This is a genomic window from Lysinibacillus sp. fls2-241-R2A-57, from assembly GCF_030209535.1.
Lineage (GTDB): Bacteria > Bacillota > Bacilli > Bacillales_A > Planococcaceae > Lysinibacillus.
The window spans coordinates 1-20081 of sequence record NZ_JARVRU010000101.1 but is presented as its reverse complement, the minus strand read 5'-3'; the positions used below and the strand labels follow the sequence as shown (position 1 = coordinate 20081).

General features: G+C 35.5%; 22 protein-coding genes and 1 riboswitch. Of the genes, 3 read left to right on the top strand and 19 right to left on the bottom strand.

Translation table 11 applies throughout. The features are described from left to right. Positions 1 to 34 precede the first annotated feature (34 nt). The 18 genes from QRN68_RS16880 to QRN68_RS16795 form a co-directional block, all read right to left on the bottom strand. Complete coding sequence (locus QRN68_RS16880) at positions 35 to 460, bottom strand: membrane-associated protease 1 (protein ID WP_285398075.1); 426 nt, start codon at positions 458 to 460, stop codon at positions 35 to 37. 222 nt (positions 461 to 682) lie between these two features. Then, positions 683 to 2851, bottom strand: a complete 2169-nt coding sequence (locus tag QRN68_RS16875; RefSeq protein WP_285398074.1) for a transcriptional regulator — start codon at positions 2849 to 2851, stop codon at positions 683 to 685. Positions 2852 to 3337: 486 nt separating this feature from the next. After that, positions 3338 to 4261: a serine/threonine protein kinase gene (locus QRN68_RS16870; protein WP_285398073.1), complete on the bottom strand. Its 924-nt coding sequence runs from the start codon at positions 4259 to 4261 to the stop codon at positions 3338 to 3340. Positions 4262 to 4876: 615 nt separating this feature from the next. Continuing rightward, complete coding sequence (locus tag QRN68_RS16865) at positions 4877 to 5407, bottom strand: hypothetical protein (RefSeq protein WP_285398072.1); 531 nt, start codon at positions 5405 to 5407, stop codon at positions 4877 to 4879. A gap of 182 nt (positions 5408 to 5589) precedes the next feature. Continuing rightward, complete coding sequence (locus tag QRN68_RS16860; protein WP_285398071.1) at positions 5590 to 5955, bottom strand: hypothetical protein; 366 nt, start codon at positions 5953 to 5955, stop codon at positions 5590 to 5592. A gap of 635 nt (positions 5956 to 6590) precedes the next feature. Further along, positions 6591 to 8054 carry an aminomethyl-transferring glycine dehydrogenase subunit GcvPB gene (gene gcvPB, locus QRN68_RS16855; protein ID WP_285398070.1) on the bottom strand — a complete coding sequence of 488 codons (1464 nt, stop codon included), beginning with the start codon at positions 8052 to 8054 and terminating at the stop codon, positions 6591 to 6593. Continuing rightward, positions 8047 to 9393, bottom strand: a complete 1347-nt coding sequence (gene gcvPA, locus QRN68_RS16850) for an aminomethyl-transferring glycine dehydrogenase subunit GcvPA (RefSeq protein WP_285398069.1) — start codon at positions 9391 to 9393, stop codon at positions 8047 to 8049. The genes gcvPB and gcvPA overlap by 8 nt, the downstream gene beginning before the upstream one ends. Before the next feature lie 25 nt (positions 9394 to 9418). Beyond that, positions 9419 to 10522 carry a glycine cleavage system aminomethyltransferase GcvT gene (gene gcvT, locus QRN68_RS16845; protein WP_285398068.1) on the bottom strand — a complete coding sequence of 368 codons (1104 nt, stop codon included), beginning with the start codon at positions 10520 to 10522 and terminating at the stop codon, positions 9419 to 9421. A gap of 277 nt (positions 10523 to 10799) precedes the next feature. Continuing rightward, positions 10800 to 10892: riboswitch (glycine riboswitch) on the bottom strand. 143 nt (positions 10893 to 11035) lie between these two features. Continuing rightward, entirely contained in the window at positions 11036 to 11551 is a 516-nt protein-coding gene (locus QRN68_RS16840; protein ID WP_285398067.1) for a shikimate kinase, read from the bottom strand. A gap of 19 nt (positions 11552 to 11570) precedes the next feature. Next, positions 11571 to 11771, bottom strand: a complete 201-nt coding sequence (locus QRN68_RS16835; RefSeq protein WP_285398066.1) for a hypothetical protein — start codon at positions 11769 to 11771, stop codon at positions 11571 to 11573. Further along, positions 11749 to 12174: a competence type IV pilus minor pilin ComGF gene (gene comGF / locus QRN68_RS16830; protein WP_285398065.1), complete on the bottom strand. Its 426-nt coding sequence runs from the start codon at positions 12172 to 12174 to the stop codon at positions 11749 to 11751. The genes QRN68_RS16835 and comGF overlap by 23 nt, the downstream gene beginning before the upstream one ends. After that, positions 12167 to 12484, bottom strand: coding sequence for a hypothetical protein (locus QRN68_RS16825; protein ID WP_285398064.1), 318 nt, complete (start codon positions 12482 to 12484; stop codon positions 12167 to 12169). The genes comGF and QRN68_RS16825 overlap by 8 nt, the downstream gene beginning before the upstream one ends. After that, positions 12477 to 12917, bottom strand: coding sequence for a competence type IV pilus minor pilin ComGD (gene comGD, locus QRN68_RS16820; RefSeq protein WP_285398063.1), 441 nt, complete (start codon positions 12915 to 12917; stop codon positions 12477 to 12479). The genes QRN68_RS16825 and comGD overlap by 8 nt, the downstream gene beginning before the upstream one ends. Next, on the bottom strand, positions 12917 to 13255 hold the full coding sequence (gene comGC / locus QRN68_RS16815) for a competence type IV pilus major pilin ComGC (RefSeq protein ID WP_285398062.1): 339 nt from the start codon (positions 13253 to 13255) through the stop codon (positions 12917 to 12919). Before comGC ends, comGD begins: the two co-directional genes overlap by 1 nt. A gap of 10 nt (positions 13256 to 13265) precedes the next feature. Beyond that, the gene (gene comGB, locus QRN68_RS16810; protein WP_285398061.1) at positions 13266 to 14342 is read right to left on the bottom strand and encodes a competence type IV pilus assembly protein ComGB; all 1077 of its coding nucleotides are present in this window, start codon (positions 14340 to 14342) and stop codon (positions 13266 to 13268) included. Next, positions 14320 to 15339 carry a competence type IV pilus ATPase ComGA gene (comGA, locus tag QRN68_RS16805; RefSeq protein ID WP_285398060.1) on the bottom strand — a complete coding sequence of 340 codons (1020 nt, stop codon included), beginning with the start codon at positions 15337 to 15339 and terminating at the stop codon, positions 14320 to 14322. Before comGA ends, comGB begins: the two co-directional genes overlap by 23 nt. A gap of 259 nt (positions 15340 to 15598) precedes the next feature. Continuing rightward, positions 15599 to 15763, bottom strand: coding sequence for a hypothetical protein (locus QRN68_RS16800; RefSeq protein WP_285398059.1), 165 nt, complete (start codon positions 15761 to 15763; stop codon positions 15599 to 15601). Positions 15764 to 15857: 94 nt separating this feature from the next. Next, positions 15858 to 16460 carry a hypothetical protein gene (locus tag QRN68_RS16795; RefSeq protein WP_285398058.1) on the bottom strand — a complete coding sequence of 201 codons (603 nt, stop codon included), beginning with the start codon at positions 16458 to 16460 and terminating at the stop codon, positions 15858 to 15860. Between the two features lie 404 nt (positions 16461 to 16864). Here QRN68_RS16795 and QRN68_RS16790 point away from each other — a divergent pair, with 404 nt between their 5' ends. Together QRN68_RS16790 and QRN68_RS16785 are read left to right on the top strand one after the other, a co-directional pair. Continuing rightward, positions 16865 to 17575: a helix-turn-helix transcriptional regulator gene (locus QRN68_RS16790; RefSeq protein ID WP_285398057.1), complete on the top strand. Its 711-nt coding sequence runs from the start codon at positions 16865 to 16867 to the stop codon at positions 17573 to 17575. Positions 17576 to 17693: 118 nt separating this feature from the next. Then, on the top strand, positions 17694 to 17936 hold the full coding sequence (locus tag QRN68_RS16785; RefSeq protein WP_024361272.1) for a DUF2626 family protein: 243 nt from the start codon (positions 17694 to 17696) through the stop codon (positions 17934 to 17936). A gap of 184 nt (positions 17937 to 18120) precedes the next feature. On the opposite strand, the gene QRN68_RS16780 is transcribed toward QRN68_RS16785, so the two are convergent. Continuing rightward, positions 18121 to 18765: an MBL fold metallo-hydrolase gene (locus QRN68_RS16780; protein WP_285398056.1), complete on the bottom strand. Its 645-nt coding sequence runs from the start codon at positions 18763 to 18765 to the stop codon at positions 18121 to 18123. A 169-nt stretch (positions 18766 to 18934) separates the two neighbouring features. Between QRN68_RS16780 and QRN68_RS16775 the strand changes: the two genes are divergently transcribed. Then, positions 18935 to 19111 carry a DUF2759 domain-containing protein gene (locus QRN68_RS16775; protein WP_285398055.1) on the top strand — a complete coding sequence of 59 codons (177 nt, stop codon included), beginning with the start codon at positions 18935 to 18937 and terminating at the stop codon, positions 19109 to 19111. The last annotated feature ends 970 nt before the right edge of the window (positions 19112 to 20081 follow it).

The following is a 20081-nucleotide window of genomic DNA, read 5'->3' as shown; positions in this document are numbered from 1 at the left end:
TTAGATAATGTGGAATGTCTATCAAGCAATAATCTTAGACAGCGTAGCCGCCTTCGATTTTCGCCAAGTCTGTTTTGTCTTTCTTTTGCTTAACGTATAAGTAGAATTCACCGATACCTTCTGTGTCACCATATTTTTCTGTGTAGTCAACAACAAAAGCATTTGGGAAATGAATTTTTCTTACTACTTGATCAGCAGAAATAACTTCTAATGTTACTTTACGGTAACAGTCAGCCTTTTCAGCTGGTACTAATGACCATAATCCTAATTTCATCGTATCATCAGAGTTATCACCATCAGTTGCAGTAAGGATTTTACCTCTAATTTTTAAAGTTGCTCCTACATCTGTAGAACGTGCGTTAGAGTCATTTGGAGTATCTGTATCATACTCAACAGATATAATGCTATCTAACCCTAGTTCAATTGCTTCTGATCCTTCTACTTTTAATACAAAACCCATTCTTATTACCTCCTAAAATTTGTTGAATCGACTTGTAAACTGCTGTAGATGAAATATATAATGTTTTCAATTTCTCAAGCCTCATGCAAGTGCATAAAGCATTAAGAAATATGTAATCATTTCACCTTACAATTTACGGTAGATTCGTATTTATGTTAAAAGATTTATGAATAAATCTTAAACATCCTACTTAAAAAGTTGCTCATTGTCTGTTTAAACTTGTTAGGCCTTGACGGCACTTGATGCCTTTGTAATCATCACTTCAAGGTTCTTCACATTACCGTTAAACATCAGGTCAATCTGACATGTGCTTGTTTTTTCATCGATAATGTAGCCGATGTCATCTCCATCGTGAATAATGGAGTTTACAAAGCCTTTGTCATTAAGCCATTTGCTTTTTTGACTACTTGGATTATTACTAAAGAATCGAACGATATTTTCGTGCTTAAAGTCACCTGATTGGAATCGTAGAATTCTCTCAATATACGTACTAACCTGTGTTTTGTAGATTGAATCAAATCCGTCTTCTTCCATCGCCAAGCTTCTTGCTTTATACACGGTAATACGTTTAATATCTTTATCTTGAAGCTGAGCATTTTCCGAAGAGAACACAAAGCCAAAGCTTCTGCTGTTAATAGCATCTTTAATATTATTAGTAAAGCCTGAGATTTCTTTTGCCATTGTAGTAACGGCTCTAAGTGAGTTATCACCGGCTTCAATATCGAATCGTACACCAGGGTAATTTCTCTGAACATTTCTGAAAGATTCTTTCAAATATTCTGGACATTGATAAGCTGAGACGATACCTGCAGCTACATAACTAGCACCAACATAGACGCCTTCTATCCAAAGCTTTAAGATATCTTCTTTTTCTTTAGACAGACGTGCTCCATTTTCTGTTGTCTGCATTCTTGTATCAATGATTACACCTGATTTATCTTTAGGAATAATGGTGAAGTTCGGTAGACATGGTATCGCGAACTCACTATAATCTTTTCGAACAAGCAATGAGCATTTATCGATAAGGCGATCAATACCTGCTGTTGCAATGCCATTGAACGTTGTTTCTTCTTCTGCCATGAAATTGAAGAAAATTTGTATCTTATAATCTTTCACAGTATCTAGAAGTATAGATAACGATTCCATTGTATTACCTTCTTGCTTAGCAACTTTATCGTTCCCTTTAAATCTAGATCTGCTAACTTTCATTTTTCCAGATGCCTCTAGTTCTAGAGCAGGGACAATCCCGTACCACACTGTATCTGTAAAGTCATTTTTCGAGTTAACAGTATTTAAATACGTGCGTAATCTTGGCATATTATTACTTTTAACGAGCATGTCTAACTTTGTGTTCGTTACAAGTAACGAAGGCTGCATACCTTTGTTTTTAGTCGCATACTGATCAAAGTACATTTTTACGCCTAATAGTTTTTCAACTAATGGTTTCACTGTTTTTACAAATTCATCCTTAGCATTCTTATAGAATTCTAAGTATGTATTGTAGTTTTGTACCTCAGTTTCTACATCAAATTCAGCCTTTACAGCTGGCAATGGAGAGAATGTTCTTACGACTAAATCTTTGACATAAGAGGATGGGGATTCTGTAATCTCCTCGTAGTCCTCTTCAAAAACTGTGCTTAAACCATAGTTACTATTTTCTTCAATAACCATCAGTTCAGAGCTATTATTTTGTGGTGCTTCAATGATTTTTAATTCACCGTTGTCACCAATAGAAAGTGTCCCAATTTGTAATTTTTCGGATTCATCTTCATCCTGATTAGCACCTAACAATAGTCTTGTTTTAATATCTTCGATTGCTAGAGGAAGCATCGCCATGACATTGTTGTAATTTCTACTTGCAACTTCGAACATCAGGTTAAGCTTGTCCCCTGTATCCAATTTTTTAGGATCACCGTCATCTAATTTGTCATATTCACCGTATAAGTAATGGATTTCTTTTCTGACTTGTCGAATGTCATCCATAACCTTTTTAGGAGAAATCATATCGAGCAGATTTTCAAATTTAAAATCTACATTCGCAATGCCCTGACTTCTTTTCGTATCGATGAGGGTAAATAGCATCTTTAAAAAATCATTATTTTGATCAATGGCTATTTCAGAAATACAGTCATCTTGAATGCCTTCAGGTTTTTTAAGTGTGTACATTACCTTTTGGTTAGCAGCATTGTAGAATGAATAAACCGTTGGAGAAAATTTATCTAAAAATTCGTCGAAGCTTTTGACAAGTAGATATTGATTAATTTCTTTAATCTTTTCATCACTAAGACTGTCAATCCCTTTTACATCTCCAACAAGCGTAATTAAATCCATTTTTTCGGGATTAATTTCCTCAAAGAGCATGGTTCTGTTTGTTTGACTAATAATCTCCATTCAGTCGGCCGTATGATTATACAGCCATCCCTCCTTTTTATAACGAATTTCGAGTAAGCATAATCATTAGTGAGTAGCGAATCAAATAAATAATCACCAAAACCCAATATTTGAAAAATAGTTATAAAACTATAAACATAGGGAATCTTCAGTTATTTCGAAGATTAGTAATAAATATACTTAATTCTACATGCTTAAACATCACTGATGACTTTATGTATCACAAAGTAACTATATACAATATCTAAATTTACTGTCAATAATTTCAATAGAATATTATGTAAAATAAGAATATTGTTTCATATTTGGCAAAATTCAGATGAAGTTAAATTTATGATATTTTATGTAAAAAAGATGCGCTATTCTCCATTTTTTAATATAAAAAACAGCTTACGGCGTTGTTGTTTCTAGTCCATAAGCTGTTCGGTAAGCACCTATTTAGTTTTGTAAAATGATAATATAGAATCATTTTTGTAAAATGATTGGTCATTTAGAATTATTTTCCTTATTATAGTTCTTTATCCTGTTGATAATAGGTTCAAAAGAAATTATTAATTCCATATATTTAAGTGAAGGACATCTTCTTTTTGCATGCACAGATAGCCCCCACATAATAGTTTGTGACAACAGAATACTCACTTTTTTATTATAAAACCTTACATTCTCAATCCTATCCTCGATTAGTCGCTGGGATATATCCATTGGAATTACATTTGTCAGTGAAAAATAAAATGTTGCAGCTAAACTATAGATATCCGTATAGACACCTTGCTCCGACTTATAGGAATATTGTTCAAGAGGAGAATAGCCTGGACTTGTAAAAATTTGATAATTTTCAGTAGTTTTATAAAAAATCGCTGAACCAAAATCTAGTAAATATGGATTACCCTCTGAATCTATCATAATATTACTTGGTTTAATGTCTCTATGGAGTATGCCTTTTTTATGCAAATAACGCAAAGCATTCATTAAAGGAAGAAATATATCCGAATATACATGATCTCTTTCATGAATTTGATACCTATTTAAATACTGATCTAACAACATCCCTTCATAATATTCCATAACGATATAAATCGATTCATTTTCCTCAAAATGTTCGATATATTTGACGATATTGCGATGATCTATTTGCTGCATAATGAAGGCTTCATTTAGAAAAATCTCTTTTAAATCTTTAAATTTCTGCTTCGTTGAAGGTATGCGGTTAACTACAGTTTTATTATCTAAATCCCGTAAAGCGATATCGTCTGGAAAAAACTCTTTAATAATTACCTTGTCCCCATCATTGTTATTTTCCGCAATATAGACGATGGATAATTTACTAGCAGCAATAACTTTTTGAATTTTATATGTATCGTTCAAAACACTTTTTGTTGGTAAACTCAACTCAACTTGAATCGTTTGCATCTTAATCTACCATCCCTTTCATAACATCTCCTCGCAAATCATGTACAATTAGTGACAAAATAAGTAAAAATATTTGTTATTATTTTGGCTCATCACCATAACGTGTGGTTGATTTCCGCTGCGACTGGGCGCTTTGTTGCTGACGCTTCGCTTTCGCACAGAAAACATTTGTAGTTACCGCTTTGCTTTCGCTACTGAAAACATTTGTTGTTGCTGTCGCTACGCTTTTGCACAGAGCAAAGCTTCCTGGGGGCGTCTAGTCGGAACGAAGATCAACTAATATACAGCGCATATATTTAAAAAAATGTCATCCACAACTTTTGATGATGAGCCATTATTTTATTTACATACAATTTATGTAATTGTATCAATATATACCTTTATATTAAATAGTGATCTTTTTATGGTTCTACGTTTAGATGCCGGGGGATACAGAATTTGAGCATTCTGAAAGAATCTGGCAACTTCTTCTCTTTATGAATGTTTGATCTTTTTTCTAAGAAAAAAATCTTTAATTTCAATTGAAATCTAACAAATAGGTGCTTTTTGTATTTTTTATTTTTCAACTAAAAACTCAAATTTTAAAATATCAAGATGACTTTTATCGTTTCAGTACTATTCGAACATAACACCAAAACTAACATTTTTAAAATTCAAATAAGCATTGCAAGTATCAGAAGTATAGTAGGGTTCTATTTCATGAATTTTCTTCTTAGTAATAAACAATCCAAATCCAGAAATATCATTACAATTATTTTCAAACGTTTGGACTTCTACGTCTGTATCATCATTAGCTACAATTATCTCTACATCTTGATTTATTGACTGAATGGCTTTTTCGTGAATTTTAATCAACTTATCAATTTCTTTATAAATATTATCCTTGAGAAATTCTATACCAATGACATCAAAATCAGTTTCATAATACTTACGGCCATCAAATTTATAGCTATTTATTTCAATTTCTTCAGTATATTGTGGCATAAATAAATTATAAATTACTTCAATTTCTTGTTTCGTTATTTCTTCTTCAGATAGATAGGTATTGACTAATCTCAAAACTAAACCACTCCTGTCACTTAATTTGAAAGCTGTATTTAAGATTCCATCTAAATTAATTGTTTCATTACGAACACGTTCCTTCAATACCTACTTTATCTTTGTTTTAAATATTTTAAAATCAATACAAAAAGACTCATTCCGCCTCTTTGTTCAATTTGGAATAAGCCTTAAGAAAGTCATCATTTATTTTATTTTTGAGTGGAACAAAACTACTAATACTTTCACTTTCCTCTTTCAGATAACTTGAAAGTGATATGATGGGCAACTCATCTTTCATATACAGTAATAAATAAGTGTCCATCCTCCTCCTTGAACAGACTTACTACAATATCCCGATTTGGAAATCTGTCCTTAAAACTAAGTGACCAAAATTTTTTAAGAACTTCTCCTAAAGCCTGTATTTGCTCCTCTAAGTTCTCATCTTCATCAACATTAATATGAAAAAAATCTCTAACTTGATATAGGTTCATCATTTTTTCTATATAAACTTTATTATTTTTACACTCCGTCTTCCACCTATTAAAATTTTTTTCTGAATACTTATCCTTTAATAAGAAACATCCTTCCACTTCAAGAATTTCGGGATAAAAATATTTCGCAAACCCAAGTGCAGTTTTTATATCTGATTTCATATTTACATAGCTCCACCATGTAAAGTTCCCTTCATTCGCCTCTTTGAATAACATAAATTCGTTATTTATTTCGTCATTGAACAATAAATATCACTTCCTAATCTTTGAAAGAATGAAACAGTTCTGATTATATTAAAACTGCTTCTTTTTTCAGAGTATAATAATGGAATTTCTTGTTTGCATCTTTAGGCAATATTCCCTTCCATAACATTTTTCGCATACATGTACAATAAGTCACTAAATAAGCACAATTATTTTACCGTGAACCTAAATTAATGGCTCATCACCATAACGTGTGGTTGATTTCCGTTCCGACTGGGCGCTTTTTTAGCTGACGCTTCGCTTTCGCACAGAGCAAAGCTTCCTGAGGGCGTCCGCTGAGCCGTTGATCCCCAAATTAATATAATAGTACCAAATAATAACTTTTCTTTAAATAGTTATGCGAGGCATAGTGTCGAGCTTCCTATTACATTCCGCTAACTCCCCTAACTTTTAAACATTGCATCCGTCGCTTTCCTTTTTCTATCTGTCGCTCCTATATTTCTATCCGTCGCCGTTCCATTTAAAATCCATCTAAGATAAAAAAGACGTCCAACAAGTATTTAAATACTTATCGAACGCTTTATTTCTGTTAATTATGCTTTTTGGTAGCGAAGCACTGGTGTACGAGCAGCACGTGTTTCGTCTAGGCGAGATACGACTGTTGTATGTGGTGCTTCTTGAACGATTGATGGATTTTCTTCTGCTTCTTTTGCAATTTGAATCATCACATCGCAGAATGCATCTAAAGTTTCTTTTGATTCTGTTTCTGTTGGTTCAATCATTAACGCCTCTTCCACATTTAATGGGAAGTAAGTTGTTGGTGGATGGTAGCCAAAGTCCAACAGACGTTTTGCAATATCTAAAGTACGAACGCCAAGTTTCTTTTGACGACGACCTGATAACACAAATTCATGCTTACAATGACGGTTGTATGGTAGATCATAGAATGGCTCTAAGCGACGCATCATATAGTTTGCGTTTAGTACTGCATATTCTGTTACAGCTTTTAAGCCGTCTGGACCCATTGTACGGATATAAGTGTATGCACGTACGTTAATACCAAAGTTACCATAGTAAGGTTTAACACGTCCGATTGATTGTGGACGTTCGTAATCGAAGTGATATGTTCCTTCTTCAGTTCTTACTAAAACTGGTTTTGGAAGGAATGGAATTAAATCAGCTTTTACTCCTACTGGACCTGAACCTGGGCCACCGCCACCGTGAGGACCTGTAAATGTTTTGTGTAGATTTAAGTGTACGCAGTCAAAGCCCATATCACCAGGACGTGCTTTACTCATAACTGCGTTTAAGTTTGCACCGTCATAGTATACTTTACCGCCAACAGAGTGAATTAGCTCTGCCATTTCGATAATATTTTCTTCAAATAGACCAAGTGTATTTGGATTTGTTAGCATCAATGCAGCTGTATCAGGTCCAACTACTTTGCGTAAATCCTCAATATCTACTAAACCAGCTTCATCTGATTTAACAGTAATAGTTTCAAAGCCTGCAACTGTTGCCGATGCTGGGTTTGTACCGTGAGCAGAGTCAGGAACAATAACTTTATTACGGTGACCTTCACCATTTGCTTCATGGAATGCGCGGATCATCATTAATGCCGTCCATTCACCATGAGCACCTGCTGCAGGTTGTAATGTCACTTCATCCATACCTGTAATTTCAACTAATGAAGTTTGTAGATCGTAAAGAAGCTCCATCGCACCTTGAGTTGTTGATTCATCCTGTAATGGGTGAACATTAGCAAAGCCTGAAATGCGTGCAACGGCCTCGTTAATTTTTGGATTATATTTCATCGTACAAGAGCCAAGAGGGTAGAAACCTGAGTCTACACCGTGGTTTCGACGAGAAAGTGCTGTATAGTGGCGCATAATATCAAGCTCAGAAACCTCTGGTAATTCCGCCTCTTCAGTACGTACTAAGTTCGCCGGAAGTAAATCTGCAAGGTCAACCTCTGGTACATCAAGTGCTTCTAAACTATAGCCTACGCGACCTTCTTTGGAAATTTCAAAAATGAGTGATTGATTTTCGTTATGCATTAAGAGCCCCCATTTCTGCAACAAGTGCATCAATTTCTTCCTTCGTGCGTAATTCTGTTACTGCGATTAGCACGTGATTTTTAAGAGATTCATATGTTTGACCTAAAGGATAACCACCGATAATACCTTTTTCAATTAGGCCTTTATTAATTTCTTTCACACATTTATTTGTTTTCACAACGATTTCATTAAAGTGTGCACCTTGGAATGCTACTGTAAAGCCTGCCGCTTCAAAAGCATTTTTAGCATAGCGAGTTTTCGCAATATTTTGCGTAGCCATTTCACGAACGCCTTGTTTACCTAGAGCAGTCATTGCAACAGAAGCTGCAAGTGCAAGAAGTGCTTGGTTAGAACAAATATTAGACGTTGCTTTATCACGACGGATATGCTGTTCACGTGCTTGTAATGTTAAAACATAACCACGACGACCTTCTCCGTCCACTGTTTCACCAACAAGACGGCCTGGAACTTTACGCATAAGCTTAGTTGTTACAGCAAAGAAACCACAGTGTGGACCACCAAATGCCTCAGAAATACCGAAGACTTGTGCGTCACCTACACAAATATCAGCACCTAGCTTACCAGGTGGTGTTAAAATTCCTAGTGCAAGTGGGTTTGAAGATACGACAAATAAACTTTTTGCCTCATGTGCAATATCACCAATTACTTGTAAGTCCTCTACTTGACCAAAGAAGTTAGGGTATTGTGCGATAACAGCTGCCGTATTGTCATCGATTAGTTCTTTTAATGCTTCTACATCTGTCACACCATCTTTATGTGGAACAGTAACAATTTCAATTGATTGTCCGTATGCATATGTAGCAACGACATCGCGATACTCAGGATGAACCGCTTCAGATACTAAAATTTTCTTACGGCGTGTATGGCCAGCTGCAAGCATACCTGCCTCAGCTAATGCTGTTCCCCCATCATACATAGAAGAGTTTGCAAGATCCATACCTGTAAGCTCTGCAATCATCGTTTGGAATTCAAAAATTGCTTGTAATTCCCCTTGTGAAATTTCTGGTTGATACGGAGTGTATGCTGTGTAAAACTCTGAACGTGAAATAACATGGTCCACGATAATTGGTTTATAGTGGTTGTACACACCAGCACCTAAAAACGATGCGTTAGCATTTGTATCTTTATTTTTCGCAGCAAGTGCTGATAATTCTTTTAATAAAGCTGATTCAGATTTTGCTTCTTTAATATCATACAGACCTTTAAAACGTACTTTTTCTGGAATATCCCCAAATAACTCATCAACTGAAGATACACCAATTACGTCTAACATTTCTTGTTTATCTTGCTCCGTCATTGGTAAATAACGATGTTTCATAAATGTAGCTCCCTCTTTTCACCTATTATTTTGAACGCTTGTAAAACGGTGTTTCAACTGTTACTACCTTTAATTGCTTACCACGAATTTCGATTTCCAACTCAGTTCCGATAGTTGCGAATTGGCTGTCAATTAATGCGTTACCAACATTACGTTTTGAGGAAGGAAGCTGAGTACCTGTTGTCACTTCACCGATTTCCTTACCATCCTTAAACACTTTATAGCCATGTCGAGGAATTCCTTTATCGATCATTTCAATGCCCACAATTTTACGTGACAGCCCATTTTCTTTTTGTGCCACTAATGCCTCATGACCATTAAAGCCCTCTTTATTTAACTTCACAGCAAAGCCAATACCCGCCTCAAGAGGTGAAATTGTCGCTGATAGCTCTTGCCCGTATAATGGCAAACCTGCTTCAAAACGAAGTGTATCACGGCAGCCTAAACCTGCTGGCACAACACCTTTGTCTTTTCCAGCTTCTAAGATTTTATCCCATAAAGCTTTAATATCTTCTAGGGATCCGTATAATTCAAAACCATCTTCTCCTGTGTAACCACTACGAGAGACTAATGCTTTATGACCAGCAACTTCAACATCTGCTTGGAAACGGAAGTATTTAATGGCACTTAAATCAGTAGCTGTTAATGATTGAAGAACTTCTTCTGCTAATGGACCTTGAAGGGCAATTTGTGCATAAGCATCTGATTGGTTGTCGATCGTCACGTCATATTGATGTTGATTTTCCATCATCCAATCATAATCTTTTTCAATATTTGACGCATTTACACAAAGTAAATAATGATCATCTGCTAATTTATACGTTAATAAATCATCGACAACGCCGCCATCTTCATAGCACATTGCATTATATTGCGCTTGACCAACTGCAATTTTTGAAATATCATTTGTCAAAAGATTTTGTAAAAAATTTAGAGAATCAGGGCCAGTTACTAAAATTTCACCCATATGTGATACATCAAATAAACCTGCACGATTACGTACTGCATCATGTTCTTCTTTAATAGAAGAGAATTGTACTGGTAATTCCCATCCACCGAAGTCAATTGTTTTACCACCATACTTTGCGTATTCGTCAAATAGAGGTGTACGTTTTAATTCGTTCGCCATTCTTTTTGCCCCCTTATTGTTAGTTACATTTTTACTAGTAGTAGTTCGTCTGTTTTTCTTATATTAGTACAGTTCATGCTTCACTTACTTGTTCATCCAAATAAATAAGAGAAAATTAGGCAAAACATTCTGACATAAAAAAAGACAGACGAACCCCTTTTCGGGATTCTCTGTCCTTGCACCTGAAAGTTACACCAGACTGGCTCGCATTGTTACAATGCCAATCAGCCGGCTTTCCCCTTTGGTGGCTGTTGTATTACAGCTCTCTCCAGAGTTGCGTCTTGTACGAGTCCTTTTACCTGAGAGATTCATAACACTTTGCTACTTGCTCCTTCGGTGACGTCTACACGTGCTCTCCCCGCACAATCATCCGCCCAAGATAATCTTGGTACTATTTAGTATTCAATGAACATTAAGTTACTTATTTGTCTATATCCTAACATTAATTGCATTGAAAAGGCAAACATTTTTTATTTTATAATAAAACACGAACGTTAAAATCATTAACGTACATTATCGTTCGCCTTTTAACCTTTTAACTTGGAATACTAAATACTCAAGAATTTGGCGGATTGTTCTACCTTCAGTTAACACTTGTATATGTCCTGCCTCACGATAGAACTTTCTTCTGTAATGATACAGATTCTCAAGCTCCTCTTTTGTTGAACTTTGTACAATCGGTCTGTTTGAGTCATGCTGTATTCGTTTGTAAATATCTTCGAATGTCGCATCTAAAAAAAACACGAGTCCGCTGCGTCTCATTATTTTTCGATTTTCAACATTGACCGCAACTCCACCACCTGTTGAAATAATACAAGCTTCATCTCGGAAATTTTTCAAAAATTCTGTTTCTATTTCTCGAAAACGTGCTTCGCCGTATTTTTCAAAAATCTGTGGAATGGTCATGCCCTGCTGTCTCACTATTTCATGATCCATATCATAATATGGCATCTTTAGTAAATAGCTTAAACGTCTTCCTAACGCACTTTTCCCGCAGCCCATAAAGCCAACTAAATATATTTTTCGCATTCGAATCACCTTCTTATAACTACGATTCTACACTGTCTGACAAAATTTGTCCTAATAAATTTATCGTAGCTCGAACATTCATCTTTTCTAGCCCTTCATATGTTCGAAACTGAATTTCATAAGACGCACAATACGTAAGAACAAAAGTAGTTACAAAAAATAATAATGCAATTGCGATTAAAAAAATAGCCCCTCTGTCATTTTTCAATAACCGGTACATAGAAGGTTCGCTCCTTTTGGATACCACTTGGAAGTTCAACAGTTACTGTTAACATATTTTTTTCATATTTGAACTGGCATTTATTAATACCAATTAGCAGTGGCACATGACCACCCTTCACTTGATCGCGAATAATATTACTATAACAATCAATATTATGAGTTGCATCTGCTGCTTGGAAGGTTATTCTCTTTTGATCTTTTCGAATCGTAAATGATGAAATATCCTCTAAATACATATTCAAATCATAAACAAATAGCTCCCACTTCGATTGTTCATCAGATAGTACCGTTACTTTCATTTCTGCGAACCATAGCATAATGAAAACAACAAGATGTGCAACAAGCATAAAAACAACTAATTGAAACAATGCTTCTAATAATGTATAACCCCGCTCATTCATCGACTTCACCTGTCTGCTGGATACATTTTTTACGTAATTCTCTTGTATTTTGAAAGCTTACACATACCCCTTGTCCATCAAAAGCCCAAGTAAATTCTACATTTTCAATTATTTTAGAGCCTTCCGCTTGCTGTAAATAGTAATATTGCTTTAAACCTTCATAAGCCGTTTCAGCTGCGATGACCTCTAGCTTCTTGTTATAAAGAGTTGTTTTCATCGTGTAGCTAATTGGTATTAATGTCGTGCATAATAACATGACAATGACCACTGATAAAATCGTTTCTACAAATGAATAACCAGATTCATTCAACTCTTGATCTCCCTCGCCCTAACGTAATCACAACCTTTTTAATGCCCTGAGGTGTATTAAAATAAATAGTCCCTGGAGTCATGACGGTCCCATAGTAGTTATAGATAATCGTGTGAACCGAATTTGATTCAGGTATGAATTCTACCCCTTTCGGAAAAGGTCGTTCATATAATTCGGTATAAAAATCTTTTTTAATGATATATCTTTTGGATGAACTTTCAAACTTCATCGAAATATATTCTCTTTGATGCATACTATAAGTTTGTATATATTGAATATCTAATTGAATTTGCGTGAAAAATCGCTCAAGCTCCCTAGTTTCCGCTGCTTTTAACGAATACTTAACGACAATCACTGACAAACACATAACGATAAACAATACAATGATCATTTCAACAAACGTATAGCCACGCTCACTTTTTATAACATCCATCAGCTACCAGAACCTACTTCAGAAGATGGCTTTGCCAATCGTACCTCTCCATCATTCGTTATCTCGATCACTTTTTTATTTGGACAGGTCGTTTCATTCTTCTTCAAATAGCCTTTTTCTACTAATTCCCCAATTGTTGGATATGCCATAAAATCTACTCGATACGCCTCTACTTGCCCCTGCACCATGCTAATATACGCTTTACAGCCCTTCTCATCAATTGTGGCAAAATGTTTCGTAACGTTTGGAATTGTGATTAAAATTAATATTGAAATAATAAGCAGAACGATTAACATTTCGATCAATGTAAAGCCAGCTTGCTGCTTTAGACGTTTCATTATTATCCTCCTATACTAGTTCAATCATTTGATATATTGGTAATAATAAACTTACATACGCGGCAACTATACACACTGCAATAATAATAAAGAAGGTTGGCTGCACAAACGCAAGGATTTTATGCAATAGTTGCTCCTGCTTTTCTGTCAGTAATTCGCTATACAGTACTAGCTCTTTCCCTAAATAGCCACTTTGCTCCCCATGTTCAACAAATACGGAGAAATCCTTCTGCCAAACTTCCATCAAATTTACAGCTTGTGTGAGCGTATCACCAAAAACAACACGCTCCTTTATACATCGGGCCAAATGTTGAAGAAATGGTTGAAGTCGCTGCTCCTCTAAAATTTGTAGACTTGCCTGTAAAGAAAATCCACTTTGTAACAAACTTCCTAAATACGCAGCAAATTGTCTCGTTAAAGATATTCGTATATACATCCGAATAAATGGAGTTTTTAAGATGATTTTTAGCCGCTGAGCAATTGGTTGTCGTTTGAGATACAGCTGAAAAATCAAAATGCTACAAATTACGGCTATCCCTACAACAAATAGAGCGTCGGGAAAATGCAATAATAGCTTTGACAAAGCAATACTACTTGTTTCCTCTTTGCCGGTAGTTCGACTTGTCACCATTTTTTCTATATTAGGAAAAAATACGGTGCGAAATACTAAAAACAACAGCAACAAAAATAGAAAGAGTACCACTGGATATAAGAGTAGCTTCATTAACTTTTTCTTCGTCGCCTCACTCAAAGCCATTTGCTTAGCCACACCTTTTAACGTTTCGATCATATGCCCATTGTTTTCTGCAACTGTAATAGCCACTAAATACTGCTTTGAAATGTGCAAAGTTTCAAGAATTCCTGAAACACCGACTCCCTGCCTCAGCTTTTCATTGATTAGCTTTTGTATTTCTTCATGTGCTTCAATATGATGGGGTAATAGAATTGAAATAGCTTGCGGGAATAAATAACCTTCCTGCATTAGCACGCTTAATCGGCTAAAAAAATGGGCTTGCTCCCTAACTCGCCAAATTGTCGCCTTTTTGTAATCAAGACGAATTCTCTCAATCAATTTTCGTATTCGCATAGTTCGGACTCTCTATTAATTCTCTTTGACCTGAAAGTGTTAACTCATGTGGTAGCTCATAGCTAGTTTTTTGCGTAATTGCCTTTAAGGCCATTTGAAGATGCACATCGCTTAATATTTCAAATAATGCACGGCGTTCTTCTTTGATTATTGGCGATTGGAAAAGAGTTTGAGCAACAATACCTACAACTGTTTGACGAAGTTCTTCCACTGAAACGCCTAAGTCAATGAATCGATAAAGGCAATTGACTGAATCCTTGGCATGAATCGTCGTGACCACTAAATGACCTGTTAACGATGCCTCGATTGCGATTTTTGCCGTCTCTTTATCACGTATTTCTCCAATCATAATAACGTCAGGTGAGTGGCGCAAAATAGCCTTTAAGCCTGTAGAATATGTAACTCCTGCTCGTTCGTTCACCTGAATCTGAAGAAGATTAGCCTGATTATTTTCGACAGGGTCCTCTAATGAAATGACGTGTCTATTTAACTCTGAAGAACAATAATGGATCAGAGAATACAAAGATGTTGACTTACCAGATCCGGTTGCACCTGTGAAACATAATAGCCCTTGTCGATGTTTCACTAGTTCCATCAACATGTCTGCTGCATACTTAGAGTAAGATAGGGAAGTAAGTGGGAAAGCATGATTTTGTAAAAGCAGTCGAATAATTAGACTTTCTTTTAAAAATACTGAGGGAAGTGTAGAGACACGGAAGGCATATTGATCTTCTTCCATAGCTTTTTGGAAAGAGCCGCTTTGGGGTTTTCGCCGCTCGCTTATATCTAATGCCGCTAAAAATTTATAATAGGAAATCATTCGTTCCGCAAGATCGTACGGTAACTCACCTGCTTGGAGTAGCTTATCATATTTTCGAAAATAAATACGATATCGTACTCTTTCTGGAACTAACAATAAATCTGATGCACCGAAATGATATGCTTTTAGTAAAAGTTGCTCACATTTTTGTTCGACAATTGTTTCAAAATTCTGCATATTCGCACCCCTATTCTAGTTCATTCGAATATGACCGCTCTATTCGTTATCCCTAGTATAGATACGAATTTGCCACAAGAAAAGCCCTTTTCTTAAAATAAAAATTTACTATCAAATTTCCTTTCAAATATGTTTTTTACGATAAAACTGTGAATAACGCACAAATTTTCACTAAAGATGAACATAGTCATATGAATGATGAATGCACAAGACCTCATCACCATAACGTGTGGTTGATTTCCGTTCCTACTAGGGCGTTTTATAGCTGTCGCTTTGCTTTCGCTACAGAAAACATTTGGTGTTGCTGTCCTTTCGCTTTCGCACAGAGCAAAGCTTCCTGGGGAGGCGTCCGATGAGCCACTGATTCCCAAGGAGTCGCCCTGCTGGAACGAAGATCGACTAATATACATGGAAAATGTTTCAATAAATGTCATCCACCATTTTTGATGATGAGCTAAAATTTTGTTTAAGTTAGAAAATTAAATAAGACTAAGTACTTCATCTTTAAGTTCTTAGACCTATTTTTCTCTTAAATATAAACCCTCAGTTGAACTGATTGTATCGATAAGTTTTCTATATTTCTCATCTTGAACAAATACAGAAACAATTAATTCATTTACCCATGCAATAATCTTTAATTCTGGTAAATAAATTATAGTTTGCTCGTACCCTCTTAGACTTAATTTTAAGTAATTACTTAATTCTTTCGGGGATATAATTTGAATAAAAGGATGGTCTTTCATTTTTAAAAGATAATCTTTTTCTTCATTTGTGAAGAAATCTGGTATCTTTCTTTCTGAAAAGTAATAAGAACTTTGTACCAACAAAGAGCTATAACACGATAAGATAGTTAAAGTATTTATAAATTTTTTTTCAACTTCAAAAAATTCTTTTGGTGTTTGTTTATTTTGACTAAAACAAACGTCCAGAGGAGCAAACCATTCCATCGATTTACTAATAATCATGGGAAAACGATCTATTATTAGAAAATTTTCTGGGTACTTAGTGTAAATCTCTTCTTCTTTTTCAAGATACCCAGTAAGATCGAAATTAATGGAAAGATTAAATGAATCAATCATATTTTTAATAATCTTATTTTGATTGGAAAATTTTTCACTCATCTAAATAGTCACTCCCTTTAATAAGCTTATTATATTTTCTACAACATCGTACATTTTTCTGGAACTAAAAATCATCTGATACACTGAAATGATGGGCTTTTAGTAAAAGTTTCTGTACTTATTTCAAGATTCCGAATATTCACACCCCTCTTCTAGTCCATTCGAATATTACCGAGCTATTCGTTTTTTCCTAGTACACGATACGAATTTGCCACAAGAAAAGCCCTTTTCTTAAAATAAAAATTTACTATCAAATATGTTTTTTACGATAAAACTGTGAATAACGTGCAAATTTTCACTAAAGAACTGTATCTTTTTCAATAATACAATATAATAGAATTAACATGTTTTTCCTAACACTGGTAGAGCAGATATTATTTAAAAAATTTATAGAGGTGATACAAATGATCCATCCATTAAAAATTACGAGTACATTAGCCGATGAAACTAGATACTCTATTTATGAGTACATCCTGAAAGAGAAGAAAACTGTAACAGTCCAAAATATCGCTGATGAATTCGGCATACATCCAAACGTTGCACGTCTACACTTAACAAAGCTCTCAGAAATTAATATTATAACAGCTGATTTTGCCAAGACAGGAAAAGGTGGCCGACCTGGTCGTGTATATAAGGCCTCAGATAAAGGCGTATCATTATCGTTCCCAAGACGTGATGAGGATCGACTACTAAAATGGACAATTCAATTAATTCAAGAATTTGGACCATCTGCATTAGAAAAAGGCAAGGAAATTAGCTACCAAGATGGTTATCAGCAAATGAGGAATTATGTAAATGCTGAGTTATCTTTAAATAATACTCTTTCCTTCGACCAAAAACTTCAGCTATTAACTGACAATGCAGCATTAATTGGCTATATTCCGCAAGTAACGCAAACAGAGCAAGGTAAAAAGGTGACATTCTCCATTTTTAATTGTCCGTTCCAGGAGCAACTTACTACTCATTCAGAAATTGTTTGTTCTTTACATGAATCCTATTTAAAGGGACAGTTAGATGCGTTATTTTCTAACAATGAATTTATACATATTGAAAGCATGATACATAATTGCGATTTATGTAAATATGAAATAAACGTGACAGAAATTGATAGCTAATTTAAAAATCCATTTGTTTGTCACAAAGAAGCAGAAGTTCCAGTTTACAGATACCTTTCATATCATTTATAATGAGTAAGAGATTATTGTGTCGTGGGCAAAAGGAGGGGAAATCTTCATGGATAATATGTATAAAGTTATGGCATTCTGGACAGGTATTTTTGCAGTCATGTTCTACCTTGGTGGTATGAACGAGGTATCGCTATTATTCGTAGGTAATACAGGTTTATTCTTATTATTAGGCTTCTTAAACCTTTCAGAGCGTATGTACATGTACATTTTCGGAGCCTATTTAACTGTATTCTTCGCTGGCTTCACGTACTATACAACATTCATTCACGTACCTGGCGGCGGTCATTAATACAAAGAAATCGCGTGTCTCATCGAATGTGAGACACGCTTTTTTTATGAAATACATAGTAAAATCCCCCTTTGCAATGAAATAGGATAGAAGTTGATTTATTCTATCTATCCTACAAAATGCTAGGGGGATTTTTGTATGTTATGAAGTTACTTTACCCATACCGATCATTTCAATCTATTGCTTAAAAACCATTTAAAAAAGGATTCGTCTCCATTTCTGCACCGACCGTTGTATAATTACCATGGCCAGGGTAGATAATCGTATCCTCAGGTAGTGTCAATAACTTATCATGAATCGATGTCAGTAATATTTTTGTTGAGCCTCCAAGTAAATCTGTACGTCCAACACCTTGCTCAAATAGCGTATCCCCAACAATAGCAAAGCCATCATTTTCAAATATATATGAAATACTACCTGGTGAATGTCCCGGCGTAAAAATAGCTTTAAAACTAAAATTACTTATTTCAAATAACTGTTCTTCTTTAATAATATTTTCTTCAGCAGGGGCAGCGACTATATAATCTGGTAATGCTGCGTATTTGCTAGAGCCATTTTTTGTTGGATCTCCTAACCAGCTAACTTCTTTTTCATGAATCCATACCGGAACATTAAAAGCTTCACGGACAGCATCTACGGCACCGATATGATCGAAATGTGCATGTGTTAAAAAAATAGCTAATGGTTTTAGACCGTTACTCCGTATAGTCTTGATGATTCGATCTGCTTCTTCTCCTGGATCAAATATTATGCATTCCTTATTTTTATTCGATACGATATAACAATTCGTTTGAATTGGTCCAAGCGAATAACTTCGTACGTTCATCATTGTCATCACCTCAATTTCATATTATACAGCCTTTGCCACAATTTGACGATAAATGTTCATAGTTTACGCTATTTTAGTTCTCGACAAAAACAGGTAGAACGTTTACAATTAAGGAGGAATATTGTTTACGACATTCATTTTCTGATGTCGAAAGGAGTGTCTTTTTTTAATGAACTTATTAATGGTTATTTTTGGTCTAGTGGCGATTTTAGCAGCAGTTGGTACATTCCAAGCAATTAAAGAAAAGAACCTTTTAAGCGTTGTTTTCAACTTATTAAGTGCGGTAATATTCGGTTGGTTCGTAATTATGACAGTTATTAATAGCGGGTACCCACCAACACACTAAAATTTAGACAGAAACAAGAGCAGTCTCAATTATGAGACTGCTCTTTTTCTGTCGTTTTTAGCTCTATTTCTCCTATCTACTAACTGAACGCTCATCTCTTCCACGTGGGCTGTTTATTTGCCTTCCTGAGCGCTTAGAATTTAGATTTGATATTAAACCCTCTATAACATGAAAATATTTCCACATGGCTCCTGTTTAAGTGTAAAATGAGGCTTTAAAATATTTGTCGAGGTATTCATAAGCTAGCGTGACGGATTGTAACCTCGAACCGACCGATTGAACATGTTGCCCACTCCAACATTTGATATAGAATCAAAAAAGAGATCTCATGTCCAATGAGATCTCTTTTTTATGTGCGCCCGGCATGCGTATGAACTATAGGGTGTAAGTCCCGAACCCCGAAGACAGAAGTAGAGGTTAGCCAAGAGCAAGGGTGTCCGTGGCGACGCGGAATCTGAAGGAAGCTGGAGGCAAAACACCGGTCCGAGGAACACGAATCTCATATAAGGCTAGGTATGATTGGATGAGTGTGCATAACAACACAAAGTCCTTTCTGTCGAAGGTCATATCGAGTAAATGAGGCGGATAGATGGTGTGAAAGTGCATGCGCTTACCCGGGGAGGTCTGATGGAAACGCAAAGTACACTTTGTAACCTACTTAGCGATAGGTAGCTGAACCATCAGAAGTCAGCAGAGGTCATAGTACCATTCACTTCTAGAATGAATGGGAAGGACCGAACAATTCGGAGAGAATAGCCCTTGGCATGCAGTTTTCTATGGTAAACACAGAAAATCCAGAAGGACCGACTTAATGGAGGTAATGGTGAATCCCATGAGGGACATTGAGCGGGTGCAGTAGAAACTGTTATAAGAAGACAAGCTATTCACGGAGGAGTCGAACGAGATGTTAATGAGTCAAATATTATCACGGGAGAATCTGCTTCTCGCACTCAAACGGGTGGAACGAAAC

Excerpts from the sequence above, each read along its gene's own strand:
- QRN68_RS16880 (WP_285398075.1), bottom strand. The coding sequence starts at position 460 with ATGGGTTTTGTATTAAAAGTAGAAGGATCAGAAGCAATTGAACTAGGG.
- QRN68_RS16875 (WP_285398074.1), bottom strand. The coding sequence starts at position 2,851 with ATGGAGATTATTAGTCAAACAAACAGAACCATGCTCTTTGAGGAAATT.
- QRN68_RS16870 (WP_285398073.1), bottom strand. The coding sequence starts at position 4,261 with ATGCAAACGATTCAAGTTGAGTTGAGTTTACCAACAAAAAGTGTTTTG.
- QRN68_RS16860 (WP_285398071.1), bottom strand. The coding sequence starts at position 5,955 with ATGAAATCAGATATAAAAACTGCACTTGGGTTTGCGAAATATTTTTAT.
- gcvPB (WP_285398070.1), bottom strand. The coding sequence starts at position 8,054 with ATGCATAACGAAAATCAATCACTCATTTTTGAAATTTCCAAAGAAGGT.
- gcvPA (WP_285398069.1), bottom strand. The coding sequence starts at position 9,393 with ATGAAACATCGTTATTTACCAATGACGGAGCAAGATAAACAAGAAATG.
- gcvT (WP_285398068.1), bottom strand. The coding sequence starts at position 10,522 with ATGGCGAACGAATTAAAACGTACACCTCTATTTGACGAATACGCAAAG.
- QRN68_RS16840 (WP_285398067.1), bottom strand. The coding sequence starts at position 11,551 with ATGCGAAAAATATATTTAGTTGGCTTTATGGGCTGCGGGAAAAGTGCG.
- QRN68_RS16835 (WP_285398066.1), bottom strand. The coding sequence starts at position 11,771 with ATGTACCGGTTATTGAAAAATGACAGAGGGGCTATTTTTTTAATCGCA.
- comGF (WP_285398065.1), bottom strand. The coding sequence starts at position 12,174 with ATGAATGAGCGGGGTTATACATTATTAGAAGCATTGTTTCAATTAGTT.
- comGD (WP_285398063.1), bottom strand. The coding sequence starts at position 12,917 with ATGGATGTTATAAAAAGTGAGCGTGGCTATACGTTTGTTGAAATGATC.
- comGC (WP_285398062.1), bottom strand. The coding sequence starts at position 13,255 with ATGAAACGTCTAAAGCAGCAAGCTGGCTTTACATTGATCGAAATGTTA.
- comGB (WP_285398061.1), bottom strand. The coding sequence starts at position 14,342 with ATGCGAATACGAAAATTGATTGAGAGAATTCGTCTTGATTACAAAAAG.
- comGA (WP_285398060.1), bottom strand. The coding sequence starts at position 15,339 with ATGCAGAATTTTGAAACAATTGTCGAACAAAAATGTGAGCAACTTTTA.
- QRN68_RS16795 (WP_285398058.1), bottom strand. The coding sequence starts at position 16,460 with ATGAGTGAAAAATTTTCCAATCAAAATAAGATTATTAAAAATATGATT.
- QRN68_RS16790 (WP_285398057.1), top strand. The coding sequence starts at position 16,865 with ATGATCCATCCATTAAAAATTACGAGTACATTAGCCGATGAAACTAGA.
- QRN68_RS16785 (WP_024361272.1), top strand. The coding sequence starts at position 17,694 with ATGGATAATATGTATAAAGTTATGGCATTCTGGACAGGTATTTTTGCA.
- QRN68_RS16780 (WP_285398056.1), bottom strand. The coding sequence starts at position 18,765 with ATGATGAACGTACGAAGTTATTCGCTTGGACCAATTCAAACGAATTGT.
- QRN68_RS16775 (WP_285398055.1), top strand. The coding sequence starts at position 18,935 with ATGAACTTATTAATGGTTATTTTTGGTCTAGTGGCGATTTTAGCAGCA.